Origin of the sequence: Acinetobacter sp. TY2, assembly GCF_046269225.1 — a bacterium.
Classification (GTDB): Bacteria; Pseudomonadota; Gammaproteobacteria; order Pseudomonadales; family Moraxellaceae; genus Acinetobacter.
The window spans coordinates 1-4,147 of record NZ_JBJZOR010000056.1 but is presented as its reverse complement, the minus strand read 5'-3'; the positions used below and the strand labels follow the sequence as shown (position 1 = coordinate 4,147).

The 4,147-nt window shown below is 31.1% G+C and carries 7 protein-coding genes; 2 read left to right on the top strand and 5 right to left on the bottom strand.

All coding sequences use genetic code 11. The annotated features are described in order from the left end of the window. On the bottom strand, positions 1 to 283 hold a 283-nt coding region (locus ACK1JC_RS16920; RefSeq protein WP_409512963.1), incomplete at its 3' end, for a hypothetical protein. A 297-nt stretch (positions 284 to 580) separates the two neighbouring features. Between ACK1JC_RS16920 and ahpC the strand changes: the two genes are divergently transcribed. Together ahpC and ACK1JC_RS16910 are read left to right on the top strand one after the other, a co-directional pair. Continuing rightward, entirely contained in the window at positions 581 to 1,144 is a 564-nt protein-coding gene (ahpC, locus tag ACK1JC_RS16915) for an alkyl hydroperoxide reductase subunit C (RefSeq protein WP_409512962.1), read from the top strand. A gap of 233 nt (positions 1,145 to 1,377) precedes the next feature. Continuing rightward, positions 1,378 to 1,584: a KTSC domain-containing protein gene (locus ACK1JC_RS16910; protein ID WP_409512961.1), complete on the top strand. Its 207-nt coding sequence runs from the start codon at positions 1,378 to 1,380 to the stop codon at positions 1,582 to 1,584. Between the two features lie 63 nt (positions 1,585 to 1,647). Here the strand turns inward: ACK1JC_RS16910 and ACK1JC_RS16905 are convergent, their stop codons facing one another. From ACK1JC_RS16905 to ACK1JC_RS16890, 4 genes are all read right to left on the bottom strand, one after another. Beyond that, the gene (locus ACK1JC_RS16905; protein WP_409512960.1) at positions 1,648 to 2,238 is read right to left on the bottom strand and encodes an O-methyltransferase; all 591 of its coding nucleotides are present in this window, start codon (positions 2,236 to 2,238) and stop codon (positions 1,648 to 1,650) included. 84 nt (positions 2,239 to 2,322) lie between these two features. Further along, positions 2,323 to 2,553 carry a DUF1653 domain-containing protein gene (locus tag ACK1JC_RS16900; RefSeq protein WP_409512964.1) on the bottom strand — a complete coding sequence of 77 codons (231 nt, stop codon included), beginning with the start codon at positions 2,551 to 2,553 and terminating at the stop codon, positions 2,323 to 2,325. Between the two features lie 118 nt (positions 2,554 to 2,671). Next, positions 2,672 to 3,028, bottom strand: coding sequence for a roadblock/LC7 domain-containing protein (locus tag ACK1JC_RS16895; RefSeq protein ID WP_409512959.1), 357 nt, complete (start codon positions 3,026 to 3,028; stop codon positions 2,672 to 2,674). 414 nt (positions 3,029 to 3,442) lie between these two features. After that, positions 3,443 to 3,850 (bottom strand): roadblock/LC7 domain-containing protein, encoded by a 408-nt coding sequence (locus ACK1JC_RS16890; protein ID WP_409512958.1) that lies wholly within the window; start codon positions 3,848 to 3,850, stop codon positions 3,443 to 3,445. Positions 3,851 to 4,147: the final 297 nt, after the last annotated feature.

The window sequence follows — 4,147 nt, the reverse complement described above, 5'->3', positions numbered from 1 at the left end:
AAGCACGATGATAAGACCATAAAAGTGGAAAAAACAAACTCAATGCGATAAAACCACATGTGCCAAATAATGAAGGATCTTTAGAAATTCCACCAGTCAACGCATCTAAATTAACAATACTGTCTTTACCATAATATGCAAAAAGACAGTACGCTTTTTCAGTTGAAAGTACACTAGCCGATGCAACCAATAAACTCAGTACCGCAATGACTCGAATACCTTGATTAATCAAATTCCTTTGGTCTAAAACATAACAATCACTTTCTTTATCCAATATTTTCATTTTATCTTCTTTAAAAATTCAATTCTTTTTCTTTTGCCCTTGAAATATTTTACACAAAGCGTCATGTTAGATGCCGAGTTTAAGATTGTTTTGTCATTCAGACATCATATAGGTCATTTATATTCCATATAGTGATCTCAATGAATGTATAAAATAATTACCTGTGTAAAATAGTGCTCCATTTCAGCTAAATTCATTTTTCCGATTTTAGCGATGAAAAAATACTATTTCACCAATAACAAGATTTTCGTTATTCTAAGTCCAAATTAGATGTAAACCTTTATCATGGAGAAAATGATGAGCTTAATTAATACTGAAGTTAAACCATTTAAAACAACTGCGTTCCAAAACGGTCAATTCATTGAAGTAACTGAAGCTGATCTTAAAGGTAAATGGTCTGTTGTATTCTTCTATCCAGCTGACTTCACTTTTGTTTGCCCAACTGAACTTGGTGACCTTGCAGACAACTATGCTGAATTCAAAAAATTAGGTGTTGAAATCTATTCAGTTTCTACTGACACTCATTTCACGCATAAAGCTTGGCACGATTCTTCTGCTGAAATCAAAAAAATCGAATACGTAATGGTTGGCGATGCAAATTGGACGCTTGCTAAGAACTTTGATGTTCTAATCGAATCTGCTGGTCTTGCTGATCGTGGTACTTTCGTTATCGATCCAGAAGGTAAAATTCAAATCGTTGAAATCAACGCTGGCGGTATCGGTCGTGATGCTCAAGAACTTCTTCGTAAAGTTAAAGCTGCTCAATATGTTCACGCTCACCCAGGTGAAGTTTGCCCTGCTAAATGGAAAGAAGGCGATGCTACTTTAGCTCCTTCAATCGACTTAGTTGGTAAAATCTAATTTAGAATTAGACTGAACGAATAAAAAACCACGCTTTTATGCGTGGTTTTTTATTCATTATTTTATAGAAATAACGACATTTTTTTTGCTTATTACTCAATTGAATATTCATTGCAAAAAATAACTAAATAATTTACAAAACTGCTCTACAGCAATGTAAGTGTTTAGATTAATTTCAAGAGACGCAGAGTAATTTTTATATAAAATCAAAGATAAATTTAAGGAGGTTGCTTATGGGATCAATGATTACCGTGACTTCTTGGAAGTACAGTGCTTCTTCACGGTATTTAAAAATTTTCTATAACAATGGTTCAGGTGAGCTTTATCACCCAGTGCCCGAGTTCATTTATAATAATTTACTACGTTGTAATGATAAAACTGCTTTTGTACATAAATATTTGGAATATGACTTACATTTCACCAGAATATCCGTTTTATAACATCACACATACAGCATTAAAAATCAGGGATACTTCCCTGATTTTTATGCATGTTAAAATCATTCACTTAAACATCACTAAAAATAAGCCTGCACCTAAAGATAATGTTGTCGTCATAAAACGACCATCTTGCTTAACTTGTTGAATAAAGCTTTTTACTTCCGATGCATGTGAAATTACATTATCAACAATTAACACACCACCCTTAGGATGAATCATCTTCTGTAAGTATGTCCAATAGTTCAAATAAGCATCACGCTCAGCATCAAGTAAAATAAAATCATACACTTCACTTGAATGCTGTAAAAAATCCTGTGCATCTGTAACAACAAAATCAATAACATGATCAAGATCTAATTCTTCTGAATACTTTTTTGCCTGTGCTGTACGCAAAGCATCAATTTCAAGTGTAGTAACTTTCCCATTGGTTTCTTGTGCAGCATTTGCAAGCCAAAGTGTTGAATAACCTGTAGAAGTCCCTATTTCCAAAATACGTTTAGACTGCTGTATACGAATCTGCATAGCCAAATACAAAGCAGACTCAGGTTCAATGTTACGATAGCGATTTAATCGATCGATTTGTGTTGCATCGAACTTAATAAAGCCTTGATATAACTCATTAACACGACTTAAAAAACTTGTGCTCAAACTCATATAATCTTCCTTTTAGGCTTCAATACAGACTCATTCTGCATATTAAACAGGTCATTCTAATGACAATATTTTCCCTACACGTTTTCAATCCATTTTTTCAGTATCTTGAATCAATTTAAAGCGTGGAACTTCACTATTCTCTGTATTTTTTACAGTTTCGATAAACATTGAAAGTGGTCTTACCCACATAGAATAGTCACCATATAGACATTGATATACCACGAATTTTTCTTGTGTTTCACTGTGTGTTGCCACATTAAAAACTTGATATAACTGCCCCTTATAATGTTGATATATCCCACGTTTCAACATAATTTTAGACTCCTATTCAATGTATTTATAAAGTTAAATCATACGCTAAACAATGCACAATAATCATCTAGAAATAAAAAAACTCGCCCTAGAGCGAGTTTTTTTGAATTTAACTTTAAACTTAAGAAAAATCTAATTCTTTTTCAAACGCTTTAAGCTCATGACGAGACATTGCAAGATTTGATTTTGAACGGTCTAAAACTAGATAAAGGAACAGGTTTTCATTTGAATCGAGTGGACGAATCAAATGGTACTGTTTGCCAAGTGTGATTAGAATATCTTCAATTTCGTCATCAAGTTTAAGTGCTTTAGCAACTTTACGTTTAGCACGTACAACTTCTGTGTTACCTGCTGCTGCCAATTCAAGGTCTACACCTGTACCAGCTGTTGCAAGAGATAAACCGCTTTCGCTATCTACTAATGCAGCACAAATGAAACCATCGATATCTGTTAATTGATCAAGTGTAATACGAGCCATGAGCTTCCCTTTTTTTTGTTTCACATTATTGTTTATTCTAAGTGGCAATTTTATTTTGCTGATTAGAACCTTCTTCATGATGAGAAATGAATATTTTTATTTATTTCTCATTATTTTAATAAACCTGTCAACTTCAATATCTTTTATATCTATTTTAAATAAACAGGTTATTTTTATGTTCTGCTAATTTTTATTAACATAAACATATATTTTTGACTGTAATACTTTTATTCAATGTTTTCATATCTTTATAATTGAATACATTAAAAATAATTTAATGTGTTCAAATTAACATTCTGTAATTAAAATTTGCCACATTTAAATTCTAATTTCAAGCAGATTAAATATATTTTTTAATAATTATCGACTCATATTAATGAATCTACATATTAATAAAATTTTATTAAGCTTTTATTAATATTTTACAAGTGCTTCAGCTGTCGATTTTGTTTCATACAACATTTGCCCTAACAAAATATCTTTAGATGTCAATGCAACCATCACCAAAGGGTGCTTTGGATGAGGAATTGCTGTCAATAAAGCTTTACCATTTTCAGCATCTAAAGTGATCGTTTGACAATCAATAAGGTTAATTTCTGAAATAAATGCAGTAACCATTGCTAAAATAGAGCTACTCACTGCTGCAATTTTCCCCGAATTGGTCACATTCTTTTTATTTGCTAATGCAATTTCAAAACCATCCGAAGAACACAACATGACAAATTCAATACCTGATACTGAATTTAACAACATTCTAATTTGTTCTTCACCGAATTTAACAAAATCATCCGGCATTTTTCTTGATAAATTAATATTCAACATGTATGAACCTACAAAAATGTGTATCGCCTTTACTCTATTCTTTTCGAACTTTTCAAGCAAAATATATAATATGAATTGCGTCACATTTTATACTATATATTTATTATTTCCAATTTTTTTGTATAAAAGTTTTATTATTTAATTTCAACTCATTACAAAAACTAAAATATTATTTAAAGTAATATTGTGAGTTGTTTCCTTTCAATACCTAATTAAATAAAAACCGTCTTAAAATTCAAAAAACCGATTATAAATATAAAAACAACCTGTTTCCTCTATTCTATGATTTAACGTATT